The organism is Actinocatenispora sera, from assembly GCF_018324685.1.
Lineage (GTDB): Bacteria > Actinomycetota > Actinomycetes > Mycobacteriales > Micromonosporaceae > Actinocatenispora > Actinocatenispora sera.
On the sequence record NZ_AP023354.1, the window covers coordinates 1234053 to 1260516 of the forward strand.

Below are 26464 nucleotides of genomic sequence, written 5' to 3' on the forward strand. Positions count from 1 at the left end.
GCGCCCCGACGCCGTGCCGACCGAGTCGCCAACATCTCAACCCGCCCAGCAGAGACAGCCGGCGCCACGAAACGCAAGTCCCCACAACCCCCAGGAAACGCCGCTGCGCTGGCGTCGAACCGCGGGCGCAGTGCTTCGGCCGGGCGCGTTCGGCGCATCGGCGGGCACGAATCTGTGCCAGCTGGCGGGCTGAGTCGCCGGCTGGGCGCCGAGAAGCGGATGGGGCCGGCGGGATTTTGTCAGTGTCGAATTGAAGGCCGTAGTGGTAGGTCGCAGGATTTACGTGCCTTTTTTCGACTAATTTGCGTAGTTCTCGTGGCTGCCGTATCGAACCTCAGACTGCGCAGCGAACCAGGCGCCGCCCAGCCCGAACACCCCGTCCCCGAGACACCGAAGCGAGCCGGTCGCCGTCTTCGACCCAACCTTCGGACATGGCCGGGCGGCTCCGACCGGATCGCCGGCCCCGACACTCCGACACGGCCGGGCACCCGTTCCCACTCGATCACCCGACCCCGGCCTTCCGACCCGGCCGGCCATGCCAGGCCGGGCGAGCGGGCGGGCGGGCGGGCGGGCGGGCTACCAACCCGATCACCCCCGTTCCGAAGCGGCTCAAGCGGCGTCCAACTCGGTCACTGGCCCCCGACGTTCCGAAGCGGCCCTGGCGGCGTCCGGATCTCGCCCCCGCTTCCCCGACGGGCGATTGGTCAAGGAGTCCACGTGTCCCTCTGCCGGTAGCGGCGAACCCACGTTCCCCTGGCCCTCACTCACCACCCCGAGCGCTCCGCACACGCGCTCGGGCCCGCCCAACCAGACCACACGAAAAAGGGCCGAGCCCCGCGTCCAGCAGGCTCGGCCCTTCTCCGTACGGCTGAGGTCAGCTCACCGCCCGCACCACGATCTGCCGGTGCGGCTCGACGCCCTCCGACTCACTCTCCACATCGGACAGTTCGTTGATCACGTCGTGCACGCACTTGCGCTCGAACGCGCTCATCGGTTCCAGCTTCACCGGATCCCCGTGCTCGCGCACCTTCTCGACCGCGTTCTTCGCGATCGCACCGAGCTCCTTGCGCCGCGCGGCGCGGAACCCGCCCACGTCGAGCAGCAGCCGGCTCGGCGAACCGGTGTGCTGGAAGACGGCGAGCCGGGCCAGCTCCTGCAGCGCCTCGAGCGTGGCGCCGCGCTGCCCGATCAGCGGATCCAGGTTGTCGCCGACCAGCTCGACGACCGGCCGGCCGGACTGGACGAGCTCGTCGATGTCCCCGTCGTAGTCGAGGATGTCGAGCAGGCCCTCGATGTAGTCGGCAGCGATCTCGCTCTCGCTGAACAGCGCCTCGGAGTCGTCCGATGCCGCGCGCGCGCCGCCGTTCTCCGACGTCGACTCCTCGGCCGGCGCGTCGTTCGCCGCCTCGGGCTTCTCGTCGGCTTCCACCGCGTTGGTACTGGTATCGGTCACGGCAGTGTTACTCCAAGTCCCCTGGGCGTTTCCACGAAACGCCGGTCAGTCTGTATTGTCGGCGCGCTCCGGGCGCGCCGCCGACCGTCGCCCACGCCGGTCGGCTCCGCGGCGAATCGGCTCTCCCTGACAGGGTGCCACCGTCGCCGCGGCACGACTCACGAGCCCGGTTTCCGCTTGCCCGACGCCGTGGTGCCGGACGATCCCGGTACCTTCGCGCCGTTGGTCGATCCCGTGCCGGTGCGGCCGGTGCCGGACTTCGACGTACCGGACTGACCGGTCTTCTTCGCCGGGGCCTGGCCCGGCGCCGCCTTCTTGGCCGGGGCCTGGCCCGGCGCCGCCTTCTTGGCCGGCTTCTGCGCGGCGGCCTTCTTCACCGGCTGGACGCCCGTCTTCTTGGCCGGTTGGGCACCGGTCTTCTTCGCGGGCTGGCTGCCGGCGGTGCGGCTGGCCCCGTTGGTACCGGACTGGGCACCGGTGCCGGTGGCGGTGCGCTTGCGGACCGGCTTGGCGCCCGGCTTCGGGGCGAGCGCCTTCGCGGCCTCGCGGCGCTGCTCGACGACCTTGCGCGCCTCCTCGGCGGCCTTGCCCTTGAGCGGCTTGCCGGCCTCGGCGGCGGCCTTCGCGGCGTTCGCCGGCGGCGGGTACTTGTGCAGGATCCAGCTCTGCTGGGCGAGCGAGAAGAGGTTGGACGTGGTCCAGTAGATGACCACACCGATCGGGAAGATCGAACCGGAGACCAGCAGCATCACCGGGACGCCGTACAGCATGACCCGCTGGATCATCTTCTGCTGCGGGTCGGTGGCGTAGCCGGTGCGGGCGATCATCTGCCGCTGGGTGAGGAACGTCGTGACGATCATGGCGGCGATCAGCACACCGGCGACGATCCGGACGTGCAGCGCGCTGGAGTTCAGGGCATCCAGGGTGGCCTGGTTGGACTTGAAGCTCGCCGCGATCGGCGCACCGAACAGGTGGGCGTGCGACGCGCTGTCGAACTGCGCGGCGGTCCAGCCGTACAGCGACTTGAAGTGCTCGCTGTGGTTTCCGGTGACCTTGCTCAGGTGGCGCAGCACGTGGAACAGGGAGAGCAGGACGGGGGCCTGCAGCGCGAGGGGGAGGCAGCCCATCAGCGGGTTCGCCTTCTCCTTGCGGTACAGCTCCATCATTTCCTGCTGCATCGCCTGCTTGTCGCCGCCCTTGTGCTTGGCCTGCAGCTCCTTGATCTTGGGCTGCAGCGCCTGCATGGCGCGTTGCGACTTGATCTGCTTGACGTACAGCGGGAACAGCACGGCGCGGATCGTGATCACCAGGAAGACGATCGCGAGCACCCAGTCCCAGTCGGTACCGAGGAACTGGTTCTTGCCGAGTCCGATGGCGTCCCAGAGGGCGTGCCAACGCAGCATGACCCACGAGATCGCGGTGTAGAGGAAGTCCAGACTCACTACTCAGGCTCCAGTCACATCGGCGCGGTGCCGAGGTGGCGGCACCGGGTCGTACCCGCCCGGGTGGAACGGTTGGCAACGCAGCAGCCGCCAGATCGCGAGGCCGGCCCCGCGCAACGCGCCGTGTACCGTCACGGCCTGTAGCGCGTATGCGCTGCACGAAGGGTGGAACCGACAGCGAGCCGGCAGTGCCGGGCTTATCCAACGACGGTACGCGACGATCGGGGTTATCAGCACCCGACCCACCCTGCCGGCCGGCAAGCCAGCGTCGCTCTGTGCGTATGTGGCGGCATTCACGATGTTTCCCCCGACCTGGGGGCTTTTCGGCGCTGCATACCGCGGGGCGCGGCGGCGGCCGCGAGCGCCGCGTCGAGGTCGCGGCCGAGCTGCTGGAACGTCCGGTCCGCGGCGGCCGGCAGGGCCCGCACCAGAACGGTGGTACCGGCCGGCAGCTGGTCCAACCGCTCGCGGGCCAGGTGACGCAGCCGCCGGCGGACCTTGTTGCGGATCACCGCGTTGCCCACCGCCCGGGAGACGGCGAAGCCGAACCGCGGGCCGCTCGGCGGTGTGTCCTGGTTCGTCCCAGGCTGCGGGGGCGCGAGATGCACGACGAGCGCACCTCGCGCAGCACGACGCCCGCCGCGGGTTGTCGCGGCGAACTCGGCGCGGCGACGCAGCCGCGCGGCGGGCGGCAGCACGATGAACTCAGCGTGTCGGGACGGATCAGGCCGAGAGGCGGGCGCGACCCTTGTGACGGCGAGCCGCCAGAATGGCGCGACCGGCACGCGTGCGCATGCGCAGCCGGAAGCCGTGGGTCTTCGCGCGCCGGCGGGTGTTCGGCTGGTAGGTGCGCTTGCTCACGTCGAGTTCTCCAAGATCAGGTACCGTCGGGAAGGTACGGCTCGCGCCGGAACTGCTGGCGCGCCGAGAATCGGCGACCCCCGACCGCGTACCGTGACCCCCAGGTCATCGGACAGCGCCCATGAGGCGCAGACATGCCGCTCTACCGTATCAAACGCTGCCGGGCGGTACCCACCCGCGCCGGGCCGCCCGACGCCCGTCCCGGTGGACCCCCGAGTGCACGTCTGTATCTTGTATCGGCGGCCTCCGCGCTGTTAGCGTCGCCGGTTACCGGTGCACCCGGCTCGATGGCACCTGGCTGCGGTGTGCGACCGTGTACGGGCGTGCCGGCGTCCGGCATCGCGGCCTCTCACCGGAGTCTGGGCGAATCTGGTTCGCGCAGTTCGTCCCTGGTTGATACTGGAAGCTCCAGAACGATCCACAGGCTGTGGATGGACCTGTGGATAACGTGCGAGTCTGCTGCTCACGGCGCCGTACGATGCCCCGCAGCGGGTTCGCCGCCGCCGGTCGGGCAGCGGCCGAGCACCGGGGCTGCCCGCGATGGCGAGGGGGTGCGCAGCGGTGGGCGACGACGCGGTCAATCTTGCCGCCGTGTGGGTCGCGGCGACCGAGGAGCTCGCCAACGAGACCCTCTCCCCGCAGCAACAGGCCTGGCTGCGGCTGACCCGCCCGCTGGCCCTGGTGGAGGACACCGCCTTCATCGCCGCGCCGAACCCGTTCACCCGCGACGCGATCGAGTCGCGGCTGCGGCCGGCCATCACCGAGGCACTCTCCCGCCGGCTCGGGCGCACCATCCAGCTGGCCGTCGCGGTACAGCCGTCGGACGATCCGGACCAGGTGACCGCCGACCCCGGTGCGACGTTGCCTCCGGCCACCCCCGACTTCCGGCCCGCCGCGCCCGATTACCCGCCGGCGCCCACCGAGTACCGGAGCGAGCCACCGGACTACGGGCCGGACGGGCCGGACTACCGGGCCGAGCCCACCGAGTACCGGACCGAGAACGCGGACTTCCCACCGAACCGGCGGTCCTTCCCGCGCGACGCCGCGGCCTACCAGCAGGACGGGCCCGACTACCAGCAGGACGGCCCCGGTTACCCGCCGGACGGCCCCGGTTACTGGGGAGACGCCGCCGGCTACCGGCGGGACGAGCGCGACTACCAGCCCGAGACCCGGGACTACCGGCCGGACGGCGGCGGCTATCGCCCTGCCCCGGGTGACTACCCGCCGCCGGCGCCGGACCGAGCCGAAGCCGGCGAGTACCGCCGGCAGTCCGAGCCGGCCGAAGCGAACGGGCAGCTGTCGCTGGGCATCCCGGCGCCGCAACTGCCCGGGCTCGACATCCCCGCGGCCGGGCGTGCCGCGGCCCCGCCCCGGCGCAGCGCGCCGGCCGCCGGTGGCCCGCCGGCACCGCCGCAGCGGACCGCGGACACCGCCGGCACGGATCCGGTACGACCGGCGGCCGCCCGGACCGACCGGGGTCACCGACCCGGCTCGGAGGGCACCGGCCGCGGTGACCCGTCGCCCGCGGTACGGCCAGGCGGCCAGCTGCGCGACTACAGCGGGCGCGGCGCCGACGCGGTCAGCCGGCTGAACCCGAAGTACACCTTCGAGACGTTCGTGATCGGCTCCAGCAACCGGTTCGCGCACGCCGCGGCGATCGCGGTCGCCGAGTCGCCGGCCAAGGCGTACAACCCGCTCTTCGTGTACGGCGGGTCCGGTCTCGGCAAGACCCACCTGCTGCACGCGATCGGGCACTACGCCGCGAGCCTCGGCAACGCCCGCTCGGTGCGGTACGTGTCGACCGAGGAGTTCACCAACGACTTCATCAACTCGCTGCGGGACGACAAGATGCAGGCGTTCCAGCGGCGCTACCGGGATGCCGACATCCTGCTGATCGACGACATCCAGTTCCTGGAGCGCGCCGAGCGCACCCAGGAGGAGTTCTTCCACACCTTCAACACGCTGCACAACGCGAACAAGCAGATCGTCATCACCTCCGACCGGTCGCCGAAGCAGCTCTCCACGCTGGAGGACCGGCTGCGCACCCGGTTCGAGTGGGGGCTGCTCGCCGACATCCAGCCGCCGGATCTGGAGACGCGGATCGCGATCCTGCAGAAGAAGGCGGCGCACGAACGGCTGTACGCGCCGCTCGACGTGCTGGAGTTCATCGCGTCCCGGATCCAGAACTCGATCCGGGAGCTGGAGGGCGCGCTGATCCGGGTCACCGCGTTCGCGAGCCTGAACCGGGCGGCGGTCGACATCGCGCTGGCCGAGGAGGTGCTGCGCGACCTGATCCCGGACGGCGCCGGGCCGGAGATCAACTCCGAGCAGATCATGGAACTGACCTGCGACTACTTCGGCGTCAGCATGGAGGACCTGCGCGGTCACTCCCGTACCCGGGTGCTGTCGAACGCCCGGCAGGTGGCCATGTACCTGTGCCGGGAGCTCACCGACCTGTCGCTGCCGCGGATCGGCCAGGCGTTCGGCGGCCGGGACCACACCACGGTGATGCATGCGGATCGCAAGATTCGCCGGCAGATGGCCGAACGGCGCACGCTGTACAACCAGATCGCCGAGCTGACCAACCGCATCAAGCAGCAGGAGCCGTAGGCCGGTTCCGCGCGTGCCGGGCGTCGTACCCGGCCTGCCCTCTCGCCACGGAGTCGCCCCACTGTGCCGGCAGCGCCGTGCTCGGCGAGCGGATCCTGCCGCGGCAAGCGGTTTCCGGGTATCGGCGGTGGTGTCCACACCCCCGAACGGGGCTCTCCAATCGAAAGCGACGAGCCTCACACGGGCTCGATCCACAGCGTCATCCACAGGTGTATCAACATGCTGTGCACAAGCCCTGTGGACAGATCGGTGGATTGCCTGTGGTGAACCCGGCGTGTCCTGGGGACAGCGTGTGGACGACCGGTGGACAGAGATTTCCACCGGTCGTTGATCATGATCTGGGCTGGGGACAACCCTGGGGAAGACCTGGGGACAGCGCGGTGGATAAGCCCGCGAACCTTGGGACAACGGGTGGACAACGCGGCGGCGATCGGCCGCCTGTGGACGACGCGCCGAGTCATCAACCGCTGCGCACACAGCTTTCCCACACCCCTCAACCGGTCCGGATCAGGGAAAACGTCGATTCTCCACAGTTTCCACAGCCCCTATGACGTTGATGGTTGAGTTCTTCTAAGAGAGCAAAAAGCCAATCGTCTGGGTGCCGGGCTGCAGGAAGGGCCCCGGGCCATCCCTGGCGGGGAGAACCGTCCGCAACGACTCGGCCGGGCCCTTAGAATCGAGACCCGCAGCGCACGCCCCGGACGGTCCGGGCATTCGTCGAGTTGTCGGTGGGTGCCCGTATGGTCCTCCGGACGGGCCTGCGCCACGACCAGCCGACCCGCGACGCCGATGCGTGACGGACGCCGTCGGCGCCCGACCGATGCTCTCCCAGGAGGGACCGCATGAAATTCCGGGTTGAGCGGGACGCGCTCGCCGACGCCGTCGCCTGGACCGCGAAGAGCCTGCCGAACCGGCCGCCGGTGCCGGTGCTGGCCGGCGTGCTGCTCGCCGTCGGCGACGGGCGGCTGACCGTGTCCGGATTCGACTACGAGGTCTCCAGCCAGGTGCAGGTCGACGTCCAGCCGGACGAGGAGGGCACCGTGCTGGTCTCCGGCCGCCTGCTGGCCGAGATCACCCGGGCGCTGCCGGCGAAACCGGTCGACGTCGCCACCGAGGGCTCCCGGGTCGAGATCACCTGCGGCAGCGCCCGGTTCACGTTGCCGACGATGCCGGTCGAGGACTACCCGGCACTGCCGGCGATGCCGCGTTCCGCCGGCCGGATCGACGCCGCACTGTTCGCCACCGCGGTGGCGCAGGTCGCGATCGCCGCCGGCCGGGACGAGACGCTGCCGATGATCACCGGCGTCAAGTTCGAGCTGGAGCGCAACACGCTGACGCTGCTCGCCACCGACCGCTACCGGGCCGCCATGCGCGAGCTGGAGTGGCAGCCGGACGAGGCGGACACCAGCCTGTCCGCGCTGGTGCCGGCGCGCACCCTGAGCGAGACCGCGCGGGCCCTCGGCCCGCTCGGCGGCACCGTCGGGATCGCGCTGTCCGCGCCGGGCGCCGGCGAGGGCATGATCGGCTTCGCCGGCGGTGAGCGGCGCACCACCAGCCGCCTGCTGGAAGGCGACAACTACCCGCCGCTGCGGTCGATCTTCCCGGCCGAGTTCACCTCGCACGCTCGGGTGCCGGCCGCCGCGCTGGCCGAGGTGGTCAAGCGCGTCGCCCTGGTCGCCGAGCGGAACAACCCGGTCCGGCTGTCGTTCTCGTCCGACGGGCTGGTCGTCGAGGCCGGCGCCACCGAGGACGCCCGTGCCTCCGAGGCGCTGGAGTGCGAGTACAACGGGGAGCCGATGACCACCGCGTTCAACCCGCAGTACCTGCTCGACGGGCTGGCGCAGCTGGGGCGGCCGATCGCCAAGCTGACGTTCGTCGACCCGATGAAGCCGGCGGTCGTGTCCGGCAGCACCGAGGACAACGACGACGACACGTCCTACCGGTACCTGATCATGCCGGTGCGGTTCGCCAACCAGTAGCACACCACAGCCGCGGTGCCGGGTCGCGGCGTCGGCGCGGCACCCGCGTACCGTCGTCGCGGGGCGATCGGCACCGACATCCCGGTGTGCACGCGTCGCCGGCGGAGCGGAATCTGGAGGGGACATGCAACTCGGGCTCATCGGTCTCGGCAAGATGGGCGGCAACATGCGGGAGCGGCTGCGTCGTGCCGGGCACGACGTGGTCGGATACGACCGGAACCCGGACGTTGCCGATGTGGCCAGCCTCGCCGAGTTGGTGGAGCGGTTGGACGCGCCGCGCGTCGTGTGGGTGATGGTGCCCGCCGGCGATGCGACCCGGCAGACCGTCGAGGAGCTGGGTGAGCTGCTGTCCGAGGGTGACGTCGTCGTCGACGGCGGCAACTCCCGGTTCACCGACGACAAGGTGCACGCCGAGAAGCTGGCCCCCAAGGGCATCGGTTACGTCGACTGCGGCGTGTCCGGCGGCGTCTGGGGCCTGCAGAACGGGTACGCGCTGATGGTCGGCGGCAGCGCGGAGCACGTCGCCAAGGCACAGCCGATCTTCGATGCACTGAAGCCGGAGGGCGAGTTCGGGTTCGTGCATGCCGGTGGCGTCGGCGCCGGGCACTACACCAAGATGGTGCACAACGGCATCGAATACGGGATGATGCAGGCGTACGCGGAGGGTTTCGAGCTGCTCGAAGCCTCCGAGATCGTGGACGACGTGCCAGGCGCGATCAAGTCCTGGCGCAAGGGCACCGTCATCCAGTCCTGGCTGCTCGACCTGCTCGACCGGGCGCTCGACGACGACCCGAAGCTGGCCAAGATCGCCGGCTACGCGGCCGACTCCGGTGAGGGCCGGTGGACGGTGGAGGAGGCGATCCGGCTCGGCGTCCCGCTGAACGTCATCTCCGCCTCGCTGTTCGCCCGGTTCGGCTCCCGGCAGGAGGAGTCGCCGACGATGAAGGCGGTCGCCGCGTTGCGCCACCAGTTCGGTGGGCACGCGGTCAAGGAGGACGCGGACGGCTGAGCCGTCCACCGAGGCTGCGGACGGCTCTGCCGTCCACGGCCGGCGGCGACACCTGGGGGATCGAGGATGTACGTCCGAGCGGTCGAGCTTGTCGACTTCCGCAGTTATCCACAGGTGTCGGTGTCGTTGTCCCCAGGTCCGAGCGTGTTCGTCGGGCCGAACGGGCAGGGCAAGACGAACCTGATGGAGGCCCTCGGCTACCTGGCCACGCTGGGCAGCCATCGGGTCTCGTCCGACGCCCCGCTGGTGCGTTCCGGCGCCGCCCGGGCGGTGATCCGGGCGGTCGTCGTCCACGACGGCCGCGAGCTGGTGCTGGAGCTGGAACTGGTGCCCGGCAAGGCGAACCGGGCCCGGCTGAACCGGTCGCCGGTGCCGCGGGCCCGCGAGATCCTGGGCGCCCTGCGTACCGTGCTGTTCGCGCCGGAGGATCTCGCGCTGGTGCGCGGCGACCCGGCCGAGCGGCGCCGGTACCTGGACGAGCTGCTGGTGTCGCGCTTCCCCCGCTACGCCGGCGTGCGGGCCGACTACGACCGGGTTCTCAAGCAGCGCAACGCCTTGCTGCGCACCTCGTACCTGGCCCGGCGGGCCGGGCGGCGCGGCCACGGCGCGGACGGCGAGTCGAGCGCCGCGGCCGATCTGCGCACCCTGGACGTGTGGGACAGCCATCTGGCCCGGCACGGCGCCGACCTCGTCGCCGGCCGGCTGGAGCTCGTCGCCGCGCTCGGCCCGCACCTGGAGAAGGCGTACGACGCGGTCAGCCAGGGCGGGGGCCGGGTGCACGCGGCATACCGGTCGACGCTGTCGGCCGACGGCGACGCGGAGTTGACCGCCGACCGGGACGTGCTCGCCGCCCGGCTGTCGGCCGCGCTGGCCAAGGCCCGCCCGCAGGAGGTCGAACGCGGTACCACCCTGCACGGGCCGCACCGCGACGAGCTGTTGCTGCGCCTCGGCGACCTGCCGGTCAAGGGGTACGCGAGCCACGGCGAGAGCTGGTCGGTCGCGCTGGCGTTGCGGCTGGCCAGCTTCGAGCTGCTGCGTAGTACCGGGGCCGAGCCGGTGCTGATCCTCGACGACGTGTTCGCCGAGCTGGACGCCGGCCGCCGGGAGCGGCTCGCCGATCTGGTCGGCGGCGCCGACCAGGTGCTCGTCACCTGCGCGGTCGCCGCGGACGTGCCGACCGCATTGCAGGGCGGCCGGTACGACGTGGCGGCCGGGGAGGTGCGCCGTGTCCTCTGACCGCACCGGGTCTTCTGACCGCACCGGATTCGGTGGCCGGGGCGCCGGCCGCGACGCCGGCCGAGGCGACAGCCTGGATGACGGCCGAGGCGCGGGCCGAGGCGCCGGTCTGGATGGCGACCGGGGTGCGGGCCGCGGCGCCAGTCGAGGCGCCGACTTGGATGGCGACCGCGGCGCCGGCCGAAGCGGCGAGCCGGTCGGCGGGCGGAACGATCGCCGGGGCGCCGGTCGAGACGGCAAGGACGCCCGACCCGAGGCGCCGGCGGGAGATCGGACCGGTGGGCCGGGCGAGGAACGCGAGGGCGCAGCGGACAACGCGGGGACACCCGACGGGCTGGCCGGTCCAGACCTCGCGCGGGCGGTACTGGCCGCGGCGAAGGCGAAACGGGAGCGCGGCCGATCGACCCGGTCGCGCGGCGGCGACCCCCGGCGGTACCGCAAGCGTGGCTACTCCGGCCCCGGGCCCGATCCGCGTGACCCGCAGCCGTTCGGCGCGTTGCTGGGCAAGCTGGTCCGAGACCGGGGGTGGCAGCAGCCCGCCGCCGAGGCGACCGTGTTCGGCGCCTGGGAACGCGTCGTCGGGACGGACGTCGCCGCGCACTGCCGACCGGTGAAGCTGGTCGACGGTGAGCTGACGATCGAGGCGGAGTCGACGGCCTGGGCGACCCAGTTGCGGCTGTTGAGCGGCAAGATCCTCGCCAAGATCGCGCAGGAGGTGCGGCCCAGCCCGGTGAAGCGGCTGCGCATCCACGGCCCGGCGGCACCGTCCTGGCGGCACGGCTCGCTCCGGGTGCCCGGCCCGGGCCCGGGCGACACGTACGGCTGAGCCGGCACGCGCCGCCGCCGATCGGCGCGCGATGCTGTTGCCCGAGGCGGCGACCTCCCGCGCTGCTGCGGCTCGAAACGGCGACCTCCCGCGCCAACGTGCGAGGCGGCGACCGGCGTGCGATGTCGCCGACAGCGATGCGATGCCGACACGCGCTGCCGTCGACGGCGGGGCGATGCCGCCGGCCGGTGGCATGCGGGCCGGCGGCATCCGTTGTGGCGCAGGCGAAGCAGCGCGATCGCCGGGTGCTGTCAGCGCGGCATCGCCGCCCAGGTGGTGCGGTCGGTCGGGTCGGACACCGGCCGGATCCGCTTCGCGTACCGGGTGGTGGCGCCGACGTCGCCGAGTTGCTCGGTGCCGTGCTCGTCCCAGGTGTCGACCTTGATCAGGTTGCCGGACACGTCGAACAGCCACGTGCTCTCCGCCCCGGCCTGCCGCGAGTACCAGGCCGGGTGTCCGTCGAGGGTGGTGTTCGGGTCGGGGATCTTGTGGCTGCCGTTGCTGCCCCGCCGGTCGTCGGCGAGCAGCGGGAACGCCACCATCCGGACCGCACGCGTGGGCCCGAGCATCGAGGCTCGCTCGGCACAGGTCACCGTCGCGCCGTAGTCGCTGCTGGCGAGGTAGGCGTGCACCGCGCGCAGCGGCAACGTCCTCGGCGGTGCGGCCATCCGGAACGGCAACCGCACCGCCTCCTGCCGCACCGTGATCGCCCGCACCGGGCGCAGCGCCGTCGCGCGGTTGTCGGCGCCGCCGAGCCGGTCCACCGCGACGATCGCGTACGCGCCCGGCGCCCACTGCCAGGCCAGCTCGGCCCCGGCGAACCGGGATTCCAGCCAGTACGAGGGCGTGCCGTCGCTGGTGGGGCCGGCGGTGCCGGGTGGCGGCTCGCGATGGGTCGGGCGATCGTCCAGCCCGGCGCTGGTCCCGTCGTTCAGCGGGTCGTCCCAGCCGGCGCCGCCGGCGAACAGCTCGACCGCGACGGAGCCGGCGGCGGGCTCGTCGCCGGGATCGCCGCCGAGGTGGCGGGCACGGCGCTGCCGCCGGGTCACGGACCCGGCGGCAGCGAAACGAGGCGGCGCTCAGTCGAGGACGGGGTCGGCCCGCCAGGTGCTCACATCGGTCGGCGACCCGAAGATCTGTACCTGCTCGGCCAGCTTCTTGCTGTCGCCGTGCCGGGCCGACGCCTGCAGGGTGAATCCGTGCGTGTTCGGGATGAAGTAGACGCCGCTGGTGAACATCTCCGGCTTGCCCTTCCGCGCCGGTGAGGACACGTCCACCGTCGACCAGGTCTTCATCCCCGCGCTGGTACCCCAGGTGAGCAGGGCGTCGGTGGTCAGCTTGCCGTCGTTCCCCCGCATCGTCCGGGAGCTGGCCGCCACCACGTGCTGGCCGGCGGGCAGGTGCAGCGCGAACGGGAACGTGAGCGGCGTGTGGCCGTCGATCCGCAGGTTCGCGGCGATCCTGCGGGCAACGGCCGTGGTCTGATCGCCGAAACCGGTGTGGTAGCCCTTCGGACTGTCACCGGCCTTGACGAACGTGCCGGTGGCATCGATCTGCACGATGGCGTGCGCGCCGGACGGGTACCGCCACGCGAGCTCGTACGCGGGCCCGTCGCCCAACAACTCGGCCGGCATCCCCTGAACGGGGGCCGTCTTGGTGCCGTGACCGAACCGCTGGTGCTCGTGCGGACCGTCCGACGCCTGCTTGACCCCCGGCGGGTACAGGAAGAGCTCGATCGCCCAGTCGGTCTTCTGGATCCGCTTGGCGTCGCCTTCCCACTTCTCGACGCGCAACGACTGCACCCGGTTCTCGACCGACCGTTCGTGCAGGTTCGCCCCACTCGGAAGCCACCCGGGGGCGAGCCGCGAGATCAGCGGGTCGTAGCTGCCGCCGCCAGCGGACGCGGCGGAGACGCGTGCGGTCGTCGTACCCGGCAGCTGGGGTTGGACGACCAGGCCGGTGATCGCCAGTGCCGCCACCGCGGCGACACCGCCGACGGTGAATCGTCGTAGTCTGCGACGCCGTGCCGCTCTGTCGGCAGCGGCTGTGGTCGAGGCGAGGTACCCGGGGGCGAGCGGCGGCTCGTCGACCGGATCGGCGTCGATGAACAGCTCACGCAGCTTCTCGTCGTTCATGCCCTGCTCCTGTCTGTGCCGACCGGCTCCACCACGCCTGCGTACTCGGGCAGCAGGCGGCGGAGCCGGCCGATGGCGGCGGAGGTCTGGCTCTTGACCGTGCCCTCGGAACACCCGAGCGTGTCGGCGGTCTCGGCCACGTCCAGGCCCTCCCAGTACCGCAGGATCAGGACGGCCCGCTGGCCGGCGGCGAGCCGGCCGAGCGCGGCGCGCAGGTCGAGCGCGCCGTCGTGGTCGACCGGCCGGATCGGCCGGTCGGGTGGCGTGTCGAACGACAGCACGCGTCGGTACCACGGCCGGCGCACCTGTTCCAGGAAGGTGTTGACGAGGATGCGCCGGCTGTACGCGTCGATCGACCGCGCCGCCGTCGCCTTCGCCCAGTGCAGGTACAGCTTGACGAAGGTGTCCTGCACCAGGTCGTCGGCGCCGTCCCAGCTACCGGCGAGCCGGTACGCCGTGCGGCGCAGCGACGTCAGTCGGCCCTCGATGTAGGACTCGTAGTCCCGCCGTTGTCGTGGGTTCATCCGCCCTCCCGATCCTGCTACCCGTATCGATGGAGCAGGCCGCCGCTCGGTTGGGTATCGAGCCGAAACTTTCCCGACCCGGCAGACGGGGTACGGGTGGGCCGCGGTGGGTGATCGGCCACCGATGGTAGCGGCCCGCGGCCGCACGAGCGTCCGGACAGGGCCGGTCGGCCGTCCGGTTCGACCCATTCGCGCCGAGGCCGCCGGCTATCGTGGCGGAGGCTCGCCGAGGCGGCTCCGCCCGGCGCGTCGGAGCGGTTGCGCCGGAGGTTCCGGCTCGGCCGACCGGGCCTGCCGCACCGAGGCCGCACGGGTCCCCCATCCTGGTAGGGGGGTGCGTCCACCCGCTTTTTCTGGTCTTCTCGGCCACGTCAGGGGTGCCGCATCGCGGTTATGTCGGCAGAGCCAAGTAATATTGACGCGGAGTTCAGCCGTTCGACCCGCAAGCGCGGGGATCGATCGGCACGCGTGGGAGGCCGCGGGGCCTCGGCCGCTGGCCGGCGACCCCGACGACCTTCGTGCTGAGGGGGCGTGGGCCGACATCCGGCCGACGGCGGGATGTCCGGTTCGATGCACCAGGCCCGGAATCCCTTCCCGACCCGCCGTGGCGGGTGCGCGTGCCGTTCGCTGCCCGCGTTCGCCCGACCCTCGCGGCCCGGCACCCGGCTCCACTGCCGGCTCGCGGAGAAAGTGACAGAGGGTGGCAGCCCCCAAGCAGAAGCAGAGCGACTACACGGCAGCGTCGATCCAGGTCCTCGAGGGCCTGGAGGCGGTCCGCAAGCGGCCCGGCATGTACATCGGCTCCACCGGCGAGCGTGGCCTGCACCACCTGGTCTGGGAGGTGGTGGACAACGCCGTCGACGAGGCGATGGCCGGCTACGCCGACGAGATCGAGGTCACCCTGCTGTCCGACGGTGGCGTGCGGGTGATCGACAACGGCCGTGGTTTCCCGGTCGACCTGCACCCGAAGCTGAAGAAGCCCGGCGTCGAGGTCGCCATGACCGTGCTGCACGCCGGCGGCAAGTTCGACAGCAAGGCGTACGCGGTGTCCGGCGGCCTGCACGGCGTCGGCGTCTCGGTGGTCAACGCCCTGTCGGTCCGGATGGAGGTCGAGATCTGGACCAAGGGATACACCTGGCACCAGAACTACGAGCACTCCAAGCCCGGGCCGCTGGAGCAGGGTGAGCGCACCGAGCGCACCGGCACCAGCGTGTCGTTCTGGCCGGACGGCTCGATCATGGAGACGGTCGAGTTCAACCACGAGACGATCCACCGCCGGCTGCAGGAGACGGCGTTCCTGAACGGCGGCGTGAAGATCGTCTTCACCGACGAGCGCACGTCGGAGGACCAGCCGGAGATCGTCACCGAGACCTTCCAGTACGAGAACGGCATCGCAGACTTCGTCGCGCACCTGAACGCGAAGAAGACGCCGATCCACAAGTCGATCATCTCGTTCGACGGGCAGACCGACGGCATGTCGGTCGAGATCGCGATGCAGTGGAACGAGTCGTACGGCGAGAGCGTGTACACGTTCGCCAACGTGATCAACACGATCGAGGGCGGTACCCACGAGGAGGGCTTCCGGGCCGCGTTGACCAGCGTGATCAACAAGTACGGCGCGGACAAGAAGCTCCTCAAGGGCAACGACAAGCTCGGCGGTGAGGACATCCGCGAGGGCCTGGCCGCGATCATCTCGGTGAAGCTGGCCGAGCCGCAGTTCGAGGGCCAGACGAAGACGAAGCTCGGCAACACCGAGGTGAAGAGCTTCGTCCAGCGGGTCTGCAACGAGTGGCTGGTCGACTGGCTGGAGCGCAACCCCAGCGAGGCCAAGGTGATCATCACCAAGGCGTCCGCGGCCGCCCGGGCCCGCGCCGCCGCCGCGCAGGCGCGCAAGCTGGCCCGCCGCAAGAGCCTGCTGGAGGCCGGCTCGATGCCGGGCAAGCTGGCCGACTGCCAGTCCACCGATCCGCGCGAGTGCGAGATCTTCATCGTGGAGGGCGACTCGGCCGGTGGCTCCGCCAAGCAGGGCCGCAACCCGCAGATCCAGGCGATCCTGCCGATCCGCGGCAAGATCCTGAACGTGGAGAAGGCGCGGATCGACCGGGTCCTCAAGAACAACGAGGTCCAGGCGATCATCACCGCCGCCGGCACCGGCATCCACGAGGACTTCGACATCAGCAAGCTGCGCTACCACAAGATCGTGCTGATGGCCGACGCCGACGTGGACGGCCAGCACATCACCACGCTGCTGCTGACGCTGCTGTTCCGGTTCATGCGGCCGCTGGTGGAGATGGGCCACGTCTACCTGGCCCGGCCGCCGCTCTACAAGATCAAGTGGAACAAGAAGGGCGACGACGTCCAGTACGCGTACTCCGACCGGGAGCGCGACGGGTTGATCGCGATGCGGCAGGAGAAGCGCGCGAACGCGAAGCCGGACGACATCCAGCGGTTCAAGGGTCTGGGTGAGATGAACTACCACGAGCTGTGGGACACCACGATGAACCCGGCCACCCGGCTGATGTCACAGGTCAGTTTGGACGACGCCGCAACCGCCGACGAGCTGTTCAGCGTTTTGATGGGTGAGGACGTGGAGTCGCGTCGGGAGTTCATTCAGCGCAACGCCAAGGACGTCCGGTTCCTCGACATCTGACCGGTGACCTTGCGGCCACGCTGAGTGGCTGATCATCCACACTGTCCACAGCGATATCCACAGCGAAGAGGTAATTCGTGACCGAGACGACGGTGCCGCCGGGCGGCGGAGACCGGATCGAGCCGGTCGGGCTCGAAGTCGAGATGCAGCGGTCGTACCTCGATTACGCGATGAGCGTGATCGTCGGCCGCGCGCTGCCCGAGGTGCGGGACGGCCTCAAGCCGGTCCACCGCAAGATTCTGTACGGCATGTTCGACGACGGCGTGCGCCCCGACCGGGGGTACGTCAAGTGCGCCAAGGTCGTCGGCGCCGTGATGGGTAACTACCACCCGCACGGCGACTCGGCGATCTACGACTCGCTGGTCCGGATGGCCCAGCCGTGGTCGATGCGGGCGCCGCTGATCGACGGCAACGGCAACTTCGGCTCCCCGGGCAACGACCCGGCCGCCGCCATGCGGTACACCGAGTGCCGGCTCGACCCGCTGGCCATGGAGATGCTGCGGGACATCGACGAGGACACCGTCGACTTCTCGCCGAACTACGACGGCACCACCCAGGAACCCGACGTCCTGCCGGCCCGCTTCCCGAACCTGCTGGTCAACGGCTCGGAGGGGATCGCGGTCGGGATGGCGACCCGCATCCCGCCGCACAACCTGCGCGAGGTCGCGGACGGCGTGCAGTGGTGCCTGGCGCACCCCGACGCGACCGAGGAAGAGGCGCTCGAAGCGCTGATCGGCATCGTCAAGGGCCCCGACTTCCCGACCAAGGGCCTGGTCGTCGGCACCCAGGGCATCCTCGACGCGTACCGGACCGGGCGTGGTTCGATCCGGATGCGCGCGGTGGTGGACGTCGAGGAGGACGCCAAGGGCCGCGCCATGCTCGTGGTGTCCGAGCTGCCCTACCAGGTCAACCCGGACAACCTGGCCGAGCGGATCGCCGAGCTGGTCAAGGAAGGCAAGATCAGCGGCATCGCGGACATCCGCGAGGAGTCCTCCGGCCGTACCGGCATGCGCCTGGTGCTGGTGCTCAAGCGCGACGCGGTCGCCAAGATCGTGCTCAACAACCTGTACAAGCACACCCAGCTGCAGGAGACGTTCGGCGCGAACATGCTGGCGCTGGTCGACGGCGTGCCGCGCACCCTCAACCTGGCGCAGTTCCTGCTGCTCTACGTCAAGCACCAGATCGAGGTCATCGTCCGGCGCACCCGGTACCGGCTGCGCAAGGCCGAGGAGCGGGCCCACATCCTGCGCGGTCTGGTCAAGGCGCTCGACCAGCTGGACGAGGTCATCGCGCTGATCCGCCGCTCGCCGAGCGCGGACGCGGCCCGGACCGGCCTGATCGAGCTGCTGGACGTGGACGAGGTGCAGGCCACCGCGATCCTCGACATGCAGCTGCGCCGGCTGGCCGCCCTGGAACGGCAGAAGATCATCCAGGAACTGTCCGACATCGAGGCCACCATCGCCGACCTGCAGGACATCCTGGCCAGGCCGGAGCGGCAGCGGAAGATCGTCTCCGAGGAGCTCGCGGAGATCGTCCGGAAGCACGGCGACGAGCGGCGCACCAAGATCGTTCCGTTCGACGGCGACGTGTCGATCGAGGACCTGATCGCCCGCGAGGACGTCGTCGTGACGATCACCCGCGGCGGCTACGCCAAGCGCACCAAGGTCGACCTGTACCGCTCGCAGCGGCGCGGCGGCAAGGGCGTGCAGGGCGCCCAGCTGCGCCAGGACGACCTGGTCGATCACTTCTTCGTCTGCTCGACGCACGACTGGATCCTGTTCTTCACCAACAAGGGCCGGGTCTACCGGGCGAAGGCGTACGAGCTGCCCGAGGCGAGCCGCGCGGCCAAGGGCCAGCACGTGGCGAACCTGCTCGCCTTCCAGCCGGACGAGCACATCGCGCAGGTCATCGAGATCGCCGACTACGAGGTCGCGCCGTACCTGGTGCTCGCCACCAAGAGCGGTGTGGTCAAGAAGACCAAGCTGTCCGATTTCGATTCGAACCGGTCCGGCGGGGTCATCGCGATCAACCTGCGCGACGAGGACGAGGTGGTCAAGGCCGCGCTCATCGGGCCGGAGGACGACCTGCTGCTGGTCAGCGCGAACGCCCAGGCCATCCGGTTCAAGGCGACCGACGAGTCGCTGCGGCCGATGGGGCGGGCCACCGCCGGGGTGATCGGCATGCGGTTCACCAACGGAGACGTGCTGCTGACGATGGAGGTGGTCAAGGAGGGTATGGACATCCTCGTGGCCACCGACGGCGGGTACGCGAAGCGGACTCCGGTGGAGGAATACCCCACCCAGAACAGGGGCGGCAAGGGGGTACTGACCGCCAAGATCACCACCAGGCGTGGTCAACTTGTCGGTGCACTCGCGGTGTCGCCCGAGGACGAGTTGTTCGCTATCACGTCCAACGGTGGAGTAATCCGGACTCCGGTGAAGCCTGTACGGCGGACCCGGGACCGGAACACAATGGGGGTCAAGTTGATGGACCTTCCCGCGGGCGTGACGCTGGTGGCGATCACCCGCAACGCGGACGAGCCCGAGGAACAGGACTGACGTATGACTGAGGCCAAGACGCACGAGACCGCCGCGGCGCGCTCCGGCCCCTCGGCCAACGGGCAGGGCAACAGGACCGTCGGGCGCGCCACCGTGCCCTCGGCCGACCCGTCGGCCACGAGCAAGTTCGTGCGGCCGCCGGGCATGAACCCGCCGCCGACCGGGCCGGTGTCCGCGCCACCGGACGGCGGCCCGGCCAAGGCTCAGGTCGCCGACGCGGTCCGGGCGGCACGGGCGACCGTGTCGGCGGCCGCATCGCGCGGACCACGGCGGGCGCGTCTGCACCTCAAGCGCATCGACCCGTGGTCGGTGATGAAGTTCGCCTTCGCGGTGTCGCTGGTGCTGTTCATCGTGATGGTCGTGGCCACCTCGGTGCTGTACCTGGCGCTGGACACGATGGGCGTGTTCGAGAGCATCAACAAGACGCTCACCTCGCTGATCGGGTCCGCCGGTTCCGACGGCAAGGGCTTCAACCTGCAGATCACCGCCAAGGGTGTGATCGGCGTCGCAGCCCTGCTCGGTGTGGTCAACATGGTGCTGTTCACCGCGCTGTCCACGCTCGGCGCGTTCATCTACAACGTGTGCTCCGACCTGGTCGGCGGCATCGAGGTGACGCTGTCCGAGAAGGACTGACCCAGGTCCACCGATCCGGCCCGGTACCCGTGCGGTGCCGGGCCGGAATCGTCTCTGTGGAGCCCGATTCGGGCGACCGGTGCGCGGTTCGCTGGTACCGTCGGCGATGCCGCCGGGTCGACACCCGGCGGTGGGTGCACTGCGTCGCCACGCCGACCCCGGGTGGCGCCGACCGGGCAGCCATGGGGTAATCTTCAGGCTCGCGCAGGGGGCTATAGCTCAGTCGGTTAGAGCGCATCGCTGATAACGATGAGGTCGCTGGTTCGATTCCAGCTAGCCCCACTCCCGAGCCGTTGCGTCGACCGTCCGCGGCCGGCGAGATTCGCAACTAGGGGACAGATGGTGAAGAAGCTTTTGATCGTCGCCGCGGTTGTCGGCGTCGCTGCGCTGGTGGCGAAGAAGGTCAAGGACGCGAACGACGAGCGTGCGCTCTGGCACGAGGCCACCACGTCTCCTGACCTTCGCTAATAGCATCGGGCCGGGTCCCCGACCCGGTCCGGAACACACACCGGCCCGGCGGCGATCCCAGCCGTCGGGCTACGGTGCTGTTTCTTGGGCAGTGCTGTTCTTCGACAGTGCCGTTTCCCGGGGCTGTAGCTCAACTGGCAGAGCATCGCCTTTGCAAGGCGGGGGTTAGGGGTTCAAGTCCCCTCAGCTCCACCCGGAGTTTCCCAGGTCAACGCGACAGAAGCGGGCCAGCGGACCGCAGTAGCGGTCGGCACTGGCCCGCGAAAGTCAGCAGAACTCAGCAAGCGGCAGCGCTAGGCAGGGATAAGCGCCGGGGCCCCGTCATCCTCAGCGCGTCCGGAACCGGAAGGCCGGCCACCGAGACCTCCTGGGCACGTCCGCTGGATGCGACGAGCTGCACCGCGGCGTCGCGGACACCAGTTCGTCCGGCGTGGGCCACTCGCGACCGAAGGCGGGTCCGAAGTAGACGACCTCGGTGCGCAGCGCGTGCTTGACGATGCCCAGCAGGTTGGCTCCGGTCGGCGTACGGGCAGCCGCAGGTCGCGTTCGGAGAGGCCGTTCAGCGTCCACAGCAGTACGTCTTTCGGTGCGGTCGCCATACGGGCAGCCTGGCACGCCGGGCGCTCGCGGTGCCGTCGGCGGGCTGGCTACCGGGTTCGTGCTACTGGGATCGCAGCACCTCGAACTCGCAGCCCGGTGAATCCGGGTCGAAGCCGTGTTCGATCAACCAGCGGGCGGCGCTCAGGCTGCGCACCGACCACCAGGCGCGGACCACATCGAGGTCGACGCCGGTACCGTAGCCGGCCACGACGTCGGTGAGGTGTTCCTCGTGCCCCAGCGTCAGGATGGCGAGGTCGTACAGTGCGTCGCCCGGTGCGGCCTCGGACCAGTCGAGTACCCCGGTGACCTCGTCACCGTCCACGAACACGTGGGTGAGCTGCAGGTCGCCGTGGATGAACACCGGCGTGAACGGTCGGAACGCGGCCTCGGCGATCCGCCGGTTGCGGGCGACCAGGTCGGCGGGCAGGACATCGTTCGCCGCCAGCCAGTCGCATTCGGTGTCGAGATGCGCGGCGATCGCGTCCTGGTTCTTACCCGGCCAGGGCGGAAGCGGCGCGTCGTGCAGCCTCCGTACGGCGGTGCCGGCCGCGGCCCATGCCGCCGGTGACGCGGGCGACGGCTCACCGAGGATGCCGAGCGCCGTACCGGGCAGGGCGGCGAGCGCGAGTACCGACGGCTTGTGCCAGAGCACTTCCGCGGTCGGGATCGGTGCCCTGGCCATCGCTTCGACCTCGACGTCGAGCCGGGCCGGGTCGGAGTCGACCTTCAGGAACATGTCGCCGACCCGCAGCGTCGTGCGCTCCCGATGCCCGACGACGACCTCGATCTCGTCCACGCCGATCATCATCGCGGCTGGCCCCCAACCCGCCAACGGGTTTGTCGCCCGCGGCCGGGGTACGGCCTGGGCGCGACCGGGCGCGTCGAGCCAATCCGCGTCGCGCGGTACGGCCGGGTGTTACGACCGGGTGGATTGCGCGCGATCGGACGCCGGGGTCGACAGGGACGCTGCGGGTTGGAACTCTGTCGGTGCGTTGGTGGAGCGGGCGGGAGTGCGATGCGCGTCGAGTTCACGGCACGTCGGGACGAGCAGTACTGGCGGCAGCTGATGCGGGATCGACTGAGGTCGGATTCGCGGTGGACCGTCTACCTGTTCTGGCTTCTGGTGGTGGCGGTCGGGTTGTGTTTCGCGACGGGCAGCCGCGGTGCTGTCGTCGCCGGGGTGGCCGTGCTGCTCGTGCTCGTCCTGCTGGTGCAGTCGATGCTGTTCCCGGTGCGCCGAGCCCTCAGGCGGCTGCCGTCGTACGCGTCGGACCCGCGCCGGATCGTCTGCGACGCGGACGGGCTGACGGTCGAGTCCGACATCTTCTGCGGCCGTTACGGCTGGGGCGCCTTCACCCGGGCCCGGCAGAAGCCGTACGCGTACCTGCTGTTCGTCGGTTCGCAACAGTACGTCGATCTGCCCCGAGCCGGCCTCACCGGTGACCAGGACGAGCAGCTCCGCGAACTCCTGACCGAGCGCGGTCTGCTGACCTACGGCCCATCGACCAGTTGACCGCCTGCGCCGGTGCGGTCAGCGTGGTGCCGGACCGTGCCGCGGAGCACGACGGCGAGCGGTCGGTCCAGTGTGGACAGATCGGTGCGCGGGTCGGCGTCGTAGACGACGGCGTCGGCCGGTGCGCCGTCGACCAGGCCGTCCAACCCGAGGTACGAGCGGGCCGTCCAGGACGCGGCGCCGAGCGCGGCGTCGGCCGGCACCCCCGCGGCGACCAGGGCGCGTACCTCGTCGGCGACCCGGCCGTGCGGTCGCGAGTCGGTACCGGCGAGCAGCGTGACGCCCGCCTCGGCCGCGGCGGCGGCCAGTGCGGCGTGCACACCGGCACCGGACAGGTACCAGCGGCGTCGGGGGCTGTCCGGCTGCTGCTCGACCCGGTGCAGCGAGTCGGTGATGGTCGCGAGGGTGGGGGTCAGCGCCGTGCCCTGCGCCGCCATCTGGCTCAACAGTGCGGGATCCAGGCACATGCCGTGTTCCAGCGAGTCGACCCCGGCGGCGACCGCGGCGGCGCCGCCGGCGGCGTGCTGGGAGTGCACCGCGAGCCGGCCGCCGACCTCGTGCACCCGGCGCACCGTCTCGCGCAGCACCTCGGCCGGCACCGGTTCGTCGCCGGGGTGCCAGTCGGTGATGATCTTCGCCCAGCCGGTACGGCGGGCCTGCTCGGCCGCGACGCCGGGCAGGTCGGCGAGGTCGGCGCGCCGGCCCCAGCCGTCGAAGAAGGTGTCGTGCTGGGCGATCCACGGCCCGGCGTGCACGGCGCGGGGTACGTCGGGATCGGCGCCGAACCAGGCGGGCGGTTCGCCGGCGATGCCCGGCGCGCGGATCATCGTCACCCCGGCGGCGACATGATCGTGCAGGTCGGCCCGGAGCATGTCGGGATCGAGCGGCTGGCCCGGGCTTTCGGCGCCGGGGTGGGTGTGCGCGTCGACGAGACCGGGCAGCAGCCAGCCCTCGGCGACGAGGTCCGCCCCCGGCACCGGGTCGGTCGCCCACCGGTCGCCGTCGGCGTACAGATCGAGCCAGCGACCGTCGGGCAGAGCGCGCCCGCGTACCCGTAGCACCATCGGCTCTCCCTGTCCGTACTCGAAGATCCCCGCGGAACGGCGTGCGGCCCCCTTCCACGAGGACCCTCACGGTACGCGGGCGAGCAGGTCAGACGTGCTTCGGCGGCTGCGTCCGGTTGGTGATGCTGACCCGGTTCCACACGTTGATCACGGCGATCGCGAGGATCAGGTCGGCGAGCTCCTGGTCGCTGAAGTGCTTGGTGGCGGGCTCCCACACCTCGTCCGGCACCCCGTCCGGGCCGAGCTTGGTCACCGCGTCGGTCAGCGCCAGGACCGAGCGCTCCCGGTCGTCGAAGAACGGGCCCTCCTGCCAGGCCGCCACCGCGAACAGCCGGCGGCTGTCCTCGCCCGCGGCGGCCGCCTCGCGGCTGTGCATGTCGATGCAGAACGCGCACCCGTTCAGGATGGAGGCGCGCAGCTGGATCAGGTGCAGCAGGCTGCCGTCGACCCGCTCGTTGACGAAGTTCTGCAGCCCCATCACCTGCTGGAAACCGGCCTGCAGGCTGGTCATGGCGAGCCGTTGGTTGCTCATCGTCGTTCTCCCCTCGTACGGATGCGTCTCACCAGGTAGACGCGACCGTGCCGCGAGCTGTGACGTGAAGCGCGTCACGGCCGGACCGGGCCACCGCGGTCAGGGGGTGCGGTCGGGCAGCCGGGTGAACAGGTGGCGCGGGCCGGCCGAGGCACCCCCGTCGACCGGCAGCGTCACCCCGGTGATCCAGGACGCGTCGGGCGAGCACAGGAAGGCGAGCGCGTTGGCGACGTCCGCCGGCTCGCCGATCCGACCGAGCGGGTACAGCACCGACATCTGGTCCGGCCGACCCGGCTGGTCGTCCCAGACCCGGGTACGGATGGTGCCCGGCGCCACCAGGTTCACCCGGATGCCGCGCGGCCCGAACTCCGCCGCGAGCTGTTGGGTGAGGTTCACCAGTCCGGCCTTCGCCGCCGAGTACGGGGCACCGCCCCAGGCGGCGAGCCCGTTCACCGACCCGACGAGGGCGATCGCGCCGCCGGCCGTCATCCGCGGTACCGCCGCCCGGATGCACCGGACCACGCCGTACAGGTTGAGCTCGACCAGCCGGCGCCAGTCGTCGTCGGTCTCGTCCAGGAAGCTCGGCGGGCTGTCCTTGTCGCCGCCGGCGGTACAGACCAGGTCGTCCACCGGCCGAACCGGGCGATGCACTCGGCGACGCAGGCGTCGACGGATGCCGGGTCGGTCACGTCCAGGTGCGCGGCGAGTACGCCGGGGTCGGTGGCGAGTTGCTGCGCGGCGGTGAGGTCGACGTCGGCGGCGAGCACACGCGCCCCGGTGGCGCGGAACTTTCGTACGGTCGCGCGGCCGATGCCGTGCCCGGCGCCGGTGACGAGAACGACCGGGCTGGTCGAATGGCTCATCCCAGCAGGTTAGGGCCCGTCGGTCAGCAGGTGAGGGCCTGCCGGGTGAGCCACGGAGGCAACGCCGTGGCGTGCCGGCAGGCGCGAGCACGCTGCCCCCGCTCGTGAACGCCGGGTGGGCCCGGGTCGCAGCGGCGGCGGCGCGGCCGGGGCCCTGGTACGACGCGGCGATCTCGGGCACGGCGGGCCGGTCGATGAGCCGGTTCGGTGGCGGCCTCGGGCGCGGAACCGCGGACGGTCGATGTGCCGGGTCGACGCCGTGACCGGTACCTGCCCGGTCGGTTCGAGGATTCGACGCTGGGTCTTGCGCGGCGTGGTGGTTCCGGCGCGGCGTGCAAGGATGGGCGCGTGGTCGTGGCGGGCGTGGTCGGGCTGGTGCTCGGCGTGGCGTCGGCGGTCGTGGTCGTGCTGGCGGCGGTCGGGGTGCTGGCCGGCTCGGCCGGCGGCTATGTGTGCCTGTCGCTGTGCGCGGTCGGGTTCGGCGCGGCGGGCGTGGCGCTGCTCGCCGCGAGCCGGGTGATGCCCCGCGGTTGGCCGCCGCGCGAGCAGGATCCCAGCGCCGCGTCCGGTGGCGTCCACAGGGACGAGGGGCCGGCGTCTGGTGGCGACGATGGGGACGGTGGGCCGGCGTCTGGTGGCGACGGTGGGCCGGCGTCCGGTGGCGACGGCGCGGGCCGTGGGCCGGGATCCGGTGGGCCGACAGGCGGACCGGCCGACGAGGAGAACCTCTGAGACGCGCGTGACGGCTGCGGCCAACGTGGGCCCTGAGCTGTTCGCCCCCGGCGGCGGCGACCTCCGGTGCGGTACCGGATCTCCCCCGGGCGGGGGAGCGGTCTCCCTCGTCGAGGGAAGGGGCGACGGCGCGCGCGAGGCCAGTATCGAGCCATGACAGCCGCTTCGCTTCTGCCCGCCCGCCCGCCCGGTGTCGAATTCGGCAGCTCGTCGACCGCGCCGCTGGGTCGTGTGGGCGGCGCACGCCGCGGCGCTGACCGCCCTGCCGTCGGGGCTGTGGCGCATCATCGTCGCGTGTGGCGGCCCGTCCGGGTACACGCCGGCCGGGCTGCTGGAGATCTGCCCGCCTGGTTTCGCCGGCCCGGCGTACCTGCTCATCTTGAGCGTGCTGACCGAACTGGCGGCGGTGGCGACGCTCGGGCTGGTACGCCCGTGGGGCGAGCGGGTGCCGCGGTGGGTGCCGGTGCTCGGCGGACGGTCGTTGCCGTACCTCACGGTGGTCGCCATCGCGGGCGCCGGCGCAGCGGTGCTCGCGGCGTTGTGGACGCCGATGCTGTTCTGGTGGATGCTGCCGCATTCGGGCATGACCGAGATGGCTGGCTGCTGGTCGGGCTGCTCTATCAGCCGCTGGTGGCCTGGGCGCCGCTGCTCGCCGTGGTCACGGTCGACTACTGGCGCCGCCGGCGGCACGGATGACGGCGATGCCGGCCCGCCCCAGGCCCGAGCCGCCGAGCCTAGGCCTGAGCCGCCGGCCTACGGCCTGAGCCGCTGGCCTA

At 71.2% G+C, this 26464-nt stretch carries 23 protein-coding genes, 2 tRNA genes and 1 pseudogene; 14 read left to right on the forward strand and 12 right to left on the reverse strand.

Going from position 1 to position 26464, the window contains the following annotated elements; all coding sequences use genetic code 11:
* Positions 1-874: 874 nt before the first annotated feature.
* From Asera_RS05760 to rpmH, 5 genes are all read right to left on the reverse strand, one after another.
* Positions 875-1453 (reverse strand): Jag family protein, encoded by a 579-nt coding sequence (locus tag Asera_RS05760; RefSeq protein ID WP_030445295.1) that lies wholly within the window; start codon positions 1451-1453, stop codon positions 875-877.
* 158 nt (positions 1454-1611) lie between these two features.
* Complete coding sequence (gene yidC / locus Asera_RS05765; RefSeq protein ID WP_244843756.1) at positions 1612-2895, reverse strand: membrane protein insertase YidC; 1284 nt, start codon at positions 2893-2895, stop codon at positions 1612-1614.
* 3 nt (positions 2896-2898) lie between these two features.
* Positions 2899-3132 carry a membrane protein insertion efficiency factor YidD gene (gene yidD, locus Asera_RS05770; RefSeq protein WP_084131129.1) on the reverse strand — a complete coding sequence of 78 codons (234 nt, stop codon included), beginning with the start codon at positions 3130-3132 and terminating at the stop codon, positions 2899-2901.
* A gap of 56 nt (positions 3133-3188) precedes the next feature.
* The gene (gene rnpA, locus Asera_RS05775) at positions 3189-3593 is read right to left on the reverse strand and encodes a ribonuclease P protein component (RefSeq protein ID WP_030445297.1); all 405 of its coding nucleotides are present in this window, start codon (positions 3591-3593) and stop codon (positions 3189-3191) included.
* Between the two features lie 25 nt (positions 3594-3618).
* Positions 3619-3756, reverse strand: a complete 138-nt coding sequence (gene rpmH, locus Asera_RS05780) for a 50S ribosomal protein L34 (protein ID WP_084131065.1) — start codon at positions 3754-3756, stop codon at positions 3619-3621.
* 561 nt (positions 3757-4317) lie between these two features.
* Between rpmH and dnaA the strand changes: the two genes are divergently transcribed.
* The 5 genes from dnaA (at position 4318) to Asera_RS05805 (ending at position 11416) form a co-directional block, all read left to right on the forward strand.
* Positions 4318-6366, forward strand: coding sequence for a chromosomal replication initiator protein DnaA (gene dnaA / locus Asera_RS05785; RefSeq protein WP_030445298.1), 2049 nt, complete (start codon positions 4318-4320; stop codon positions 6364-6366).
* 842 nt (positions 6367-7208) lie between these two features.
* A complete protein-coding gene (gene dnaN / locus Asera_RS05790) occupies positions 7209-8345 on the forward strand; it encodes a DNA polymerase III subunit beta (RefSeq protein ID WP_030445299.1) in 1137 nt (378 codons plus the stop codon).
* Positions 8346-8469: 124 nt separating this feature from the next.
* The gene (gene gnd / locus Asera_RS05795; protein WP_030445300.1) at positions 8470-9354 is read left to right on the forward strand and encodes a phosphogluconate dehydrogenase (NAD(+)-dependent, decarboxylating); all 885 of its coding nucleotides are present in this window, start codon (positions 8470-8472) and stop codon (positions 9352-9354) included.
* Positions 9355-9420: 66 nt separating this feature from the next.
* Entirely contained in the window at positions 9421-10590 is a 1170-nt protein-coding gene (gene recF, locus Asera_RS05800) for a DNA replication/repair protein RecF (RefSeq protein ID WP_030445301.1), read from the forward strand.
* Between the two features lie 157 nt (positions 10591-10747).
* Complete coding sequence (locus Asera_RS05805; RefSeq protein WP_084131066.1) at positions 10748-11416, forward strand: DciA family protein; 669 nt, start codon at positions 10748-10750, stop codon at positions 11414-11416.
* A 251-nt stretch (positions 11417-11667) separates the two neighbouring features.
* Here Asera_RS05805 and Asera_RS05810 read toward each other — a convergent pair whose 3' ends face one another.
* The 3 genes from Asera_RS05810 to Asera_RS05820 are packed head-to-tail and all read right to left on the reverse strand — an operon-like array spanning position 11668 to position 14075.
* Positions 11668-12465 (reverse strand): hypothetical protein, encoded by a 798-nt coding sequence (locus Asera_RS05810; RefSeq protein ID WP_030445303.1) that lies wholly within the window; start codon positions 12463-12465, stop codon positions 11668-11670.
* A 30-nt stretch (positions 12466-12495) separates the two neighbouring features.
* Positions 12496-13551 (reverse strand): hypothetical protein, encoded by a 1056-nt coding sequence (locus Asera_RS05815; protein ID WP_030445304.1) that lies wholly within the window; start codon positions 13549-13551, stop codon positions 12496-12498.
* Positions 13548-14075 carry a SigE family RNA polymerase sigma factor gene (locus Asera_RS05820; RefSeq protein WP_030445305.1) on the reverse strand — a complete coding sequence of 176 codons (528 nt, stop codon included), beginning with the start codon at positions 14073-14075 and terminating at the stop codon, positions 13548-13550. The genes Asera_RS05815 and Asera_RS05820 overlap by 4 nt, the downstream gene beginning before the upstream one ends.
* Positions 14076-14775: 700 nt before the next feature.
* Between Asera_RS05820 and gyrB the strand changes: the two genes are divergently transcribed.
* The 6 genes from gyrB (at position 14776) to Asera_RS05850 (ending at position 20576) form a co-directional block, all read left to right on the forward strand.
* Entirely contained in the window at positions 14776-16725 is a 1950-nt protein-coding gene (gyrB, locus tag Asera_RS05825) for a DNA topoisomerase (ATP-hydrolyzing) subunit B (RefSeq protein ID WP_030445306.1), read from the forward strand.
* A 77-nt stretch (positions 16726-16802) separates the two neighbouring features.
* On the forward strand, positions 16803-19283 hold the full coding sequence (gene gyrA, locus Asera_RS05830) for a DNA gyrase subunit A (protein ID WP_030445307.1): 2481 nt from the start codon (positions 16803-16805) through the stop codon (positions 19281-19283).
* A gap of 3 nt (positions 19284-19286) precedes the next feature.
* Entirely contained in the window at positions 19287-19916 is a 630-nt protein-coding gene (locus tag Asera_RS05835) for a DUF3566 domain-containing protein (RefSeq protein WP_030445308.1), read from the forward strand.
* 208 nt (positions 19917-20124) lie between these two features.
* Positions 20125-20198: transfer RNA gene (locus tag Asera_RS05840), tRNA-Ile, on the forward strand.
* Between the two features lie 57 nt (positions 20199-20255).
* Positions 20256-20384, forward strand: coding sequence for a DLW-39 family protein (locus tag Asera_RS05845; RefSeq protein ID WP_211255515.1), 129 nt, complete (start codon positions 20256-20258; stop codon positions 20382-20384).
* Between the two features lie 119 nt (positions 20385-20503).
* A tRNA-Ala gene (locus Asera_RS05850) sits at positions 20504-20576 on the forward strand.
* A 469-nt stretch (positions 20577-21045) separates the two neighbouring features.
* Here the strand turns inward: Asera_RS05850 and Asera_RS05860 are convergent.
* Entirely contained in the window at positions 21046-21789 is a 744-nt protein-coding gene (locus Asera_RS05860; RefSeq protein WP_211255528.1) for a phosphotransferase family protein, read from the reverse strand.
* A 210-nt stretch (positions 21790-21999) separates the two neighbouring features.
* On the opposite strand from Asera_RS05860, the gene Asera_RS05865 reads away from it, so the two are divergent.
* Positions 22000-22497, forward strand: a complete 498-nt coding sequence (locus Asera_RS05865; RefSeq protein ID WP_030445310.1) for a YcxB family protein — start codon at positions 22000-22002, stop codon at positions 22495-22497.
* Here the strand turns inward: Asera_RS05865 and Asera_RS05870 are convergent.
* The 3 genes and pseudogenes from Asera_RS05870 to Asera_RS33530 form a co-directional block, all read right to left on the reverse strand.
* Positions 22476-23561 (reverse strand): amidohydrolase family protein, encoded by a 1086-nt coding sequence (locus tag Asera_RS05870; RefSeq protein ID WP_084131067.1) that lies wholly within the window; start codon positions 23559-23561, stop codon positions 22476-22478. The two genes, Asera_RS05865 and Asera_RS05870, sit on opposite strands and share 22 nt — an antisense overlap.
* An 88-nt stretch (positions 23562-23649) precedes the next feature.
* Positions 23650-24093, reverse strand: a complete 444-nt coding sequence (locus Asera_RS05875) for a carboxymuconolactone decarboxylase family protein (protein WP_030445312.1) — start codon at positions 24091-24093, stop codon at positions 23650-23652.
* A 99-nt stretch (positions 24094-24192) separates the two neighbouring features.
* Positions 24193-24956: pseudogene (locus Asera_RS33530) on the reverse strand (SDR family NAD(P)-dependent oxidoreductase).
* Positions 24957-25304: 348 nt separating this feature from the next.
* On the opposite strand from Asera_RS33530, the gene Asera_RS05885 reads away from it, so the two are divergent.
* Positions 25305-25688, forward strand: coding sequence for a hypothetical protein (locus Asera_RS05885; RefSeq protein ID WP_030445313.1), 384 nt, complete (start codon positions 25305-25307; stop codon positions 25686-25688).
* A 561-nt stretch (positions 25689-26249) separates the two neighbouring features.
* A complete protein-coding gene (locus tag Asera_RS33535; protein WP_280529704.1) occupies positions 26250-26384 on the forward strand; it encodes a hypothetical protein in 135 nt (44 codons plus the stop codon).
* The last annotated feature ends 80 nt before the right edge of the window (positions 26385-26464 follow it).

Bases quoted from the DNA above. Each gene is read 5' to 3' on its own strand.
- gnd (WP_030445300.1), top strand. From the start codon at position 8,470: ATGCAACTCGGGCTCATCGGTCTCGGCAAGATGGGCGGCAACATGCGG.
- Asera_RS05845 (WP_211255515.1), top strand. From the start codon at position 20,256: ATGGTGAAGAAGCTTTTGATCGTCGCCGCGGTTGTCGGCGTCGCTGCG.
- Asera_RS05865 (WP_030445310.1), top strand. From the start codon at position 22,000: ATGCGCGTCGAGTTCACGGCACGTCGGGACGAGCAGTACTGGCGGCAG.
- Asera_RS05815 (WP_030445304.1), bottom strand. From the start codon at position 13,551: ATGAACGACGAGAAGCTGCGTGAGCTGTTCATCGACGCCGATCCGGTC.
- recF (WP_030445301.1), top strand. From the start codon at position 9,421: ATGTACGTCCGAGCGGTCGAGCTTGTCGACTTCCGCAGTTATCCACAG.
- Asera_RS05870 (WP_084131067.1), bottom strand. From the start codon at position 23,561: ATGGTGCTACGGGTACGCGGGCGCGCTCTGCCCGACGGTCGCTGGCTC.
- Asera_RS05820 (WP_030445305.1), bottom strand. From the start codon at position 14,075: ATGAACCCACGACAACGGCGGGACTACGAGTCCTACATCGAGGGCCGA.
- Asera_RS05835 (WP_030445308.1), top strand. From the start codon at position 19,287: ATGACTGAGGCCAAGACGCACGAGACCGCCGCGGCGCGCTCCGGCCCC.
- dnaN (WP_030445299.1), top strand. From the start codon at position 7,209: ATGAAATTCCGGGTTGAGCGGGACGCGCTCGCCGACGCCGTCGCCTGG.
- Asera_RS05875 (WP_030445312.1), bottom strand. From the start codon at position 24,093: ATGAGCAACCAACGGCTCGCCATGACCAGCCTGCAGGCCGGTTTCCAG.
- Asera_RS05860 (WP_211255528.1), bottom strand. From the start codon at position 21,789: ATGATCGGCGTGGACGAGATCGAGGTCGTCGTCGGGCATCGGGAGCGC.